The following is a 1,359-nucleotide window of genomic DNA, read 5'->3' as shown; positions in this document are numbered from 1 at the left end:
GATCGTGTCCCAGGACGTGGTGTAGCTTCGGCGTTCGCCTTGCCCTCCGAACAGAGCCGGAAATGGATCAGCTTGCCGCTGGCAGGCTGATGAGCGGATCATCGCTCATCGTAGCGATTGTCTCAAGTGTCATATAGCGGGAGCGCTGGACGGCCCACTCGTCGTTTTGTTCGAGCAGCAAAGCACCGACCAGCCTGACGATGGCGTCGTCATTGGGAAAGATGCCGACGACCTCTGTGCGTCGCTTGATCTCGCCGTTCAATCGCTCGATGGGGTTGGTGGAGTGCAGCTTGGTCCAGTGCTGTCTGGGGAAGGTCATGTAGGCGAGCACGTCCTGCTCGGCGCTGTCCATGAGCGTGGCGAGTTTCGGCACCTTCGGCCTGATCTGATCGGATACGCTGCGCCACTGGGTGCTGGCTGCCTCGGGGGACTCCTGGGCAAAGGCTGTGGCAATGAAGGCGGATACGACACGCCTTCCGCTCTTGCCCGCATGCGCCAGGGCATTGCGCATGAAATGAACGCGGCAACGCTGCCAGGTGGCGCTGAGCACCTTGGAAACGGCAGCCTTGATCCCTTCATGCGCATCGGAGATCACGAGTTTGACGCCTCTCAAGCCTCTCCGGGTCAGCTTGCGCAGGAATTCCGTCCAGATCGCCTCGGCCTCCGACGTTCCGATCTCCAAGCCAAGCACCTCACGGCGTCCATCCGCATTGACGCCCACGGCGATGATGGCGGCCACCGACACGATGCGGCCGCCGCGCCTGACCTTGAGATAGGTGGCATCGATCCAGATATAGGGCCATTCGCCTTCGATGGGTCTGTCGAGGAAGGCTTTGACCTTCACGTCAATTTCCTCGCAAAGCCGCGAGACCTGGCTCTTGGAGATGCCACTCATCCCCATCGCCTTGACCAGATCGTCGACCGAGCGGGTCGAGATGCCCTGGATATAGGCCTCCTGGATGACGGCTGTGAGAGCCTTTTCCGCCATGCGGCGCGGCTCCAGGAAGCTCGGGAAATAGCTGCCCGTTCGCAGCTTCGGGATGCGCAGCTCAACCGTCCCGGCCCGCGTTTCCCAGTCGCGATCGCGGTAGCCGTTGCGCTGCGCAAGCCGCAACGCGGTCTTCTCGCCATAACCCGCGCCGGTCGCAGCCCCGACTTCGAGCGCCATCAGCTTCTCGGCGGCAAAGCCGATCATCTCGCGCAACAAATCAGCGTCGGCACTCTTCTCAACAAGCGAGCGCAGGTTCATCATATCGTCGGTCATCGGTGGTGTCCTTCAGGTTGGCTTTCAACAACCCGACCCTACCGGAAAACACTGGTGACCACCCTGTCAGCTACACCACGCTGCGGGACACGATC

At 61.5% G+C, this 1,359-nt stretch carries 1 protein-coding gene; it reads right to left on the bottom strand.

Annotation, left to right across the window (positions count from 1 at the left end; translation table 11 throughout):
* Positions 1–67: 67 nt before the first annotated feature.
* Positions 68–1,264: an IS256 family transposase gene (locus tag PZ897_RS01865; protein ID WP_275749323.1), complete on the bottom strand. Its 1,197-nt coding sequence runs from the start codon at positions 1,262–1,264 to the stop codon at positions 68–70.
* Positions 1,265–1,359 lie beyond the last annotated feature (95 nt).

Origin of the sequence: Hoeflea sp. YIM 152468 (assembly GCF_029210485.1) — a bacterium.
Taxonomy (GTDB): domain Bacteria; phylum Pseudomonadota; class Alphaproteobacteria; order Rhizobiales; family Rhizobiaceae; genus Hoeflea.
This window is presented reverse-complemented; position numbering and strand designations above follow the sequence as displayed.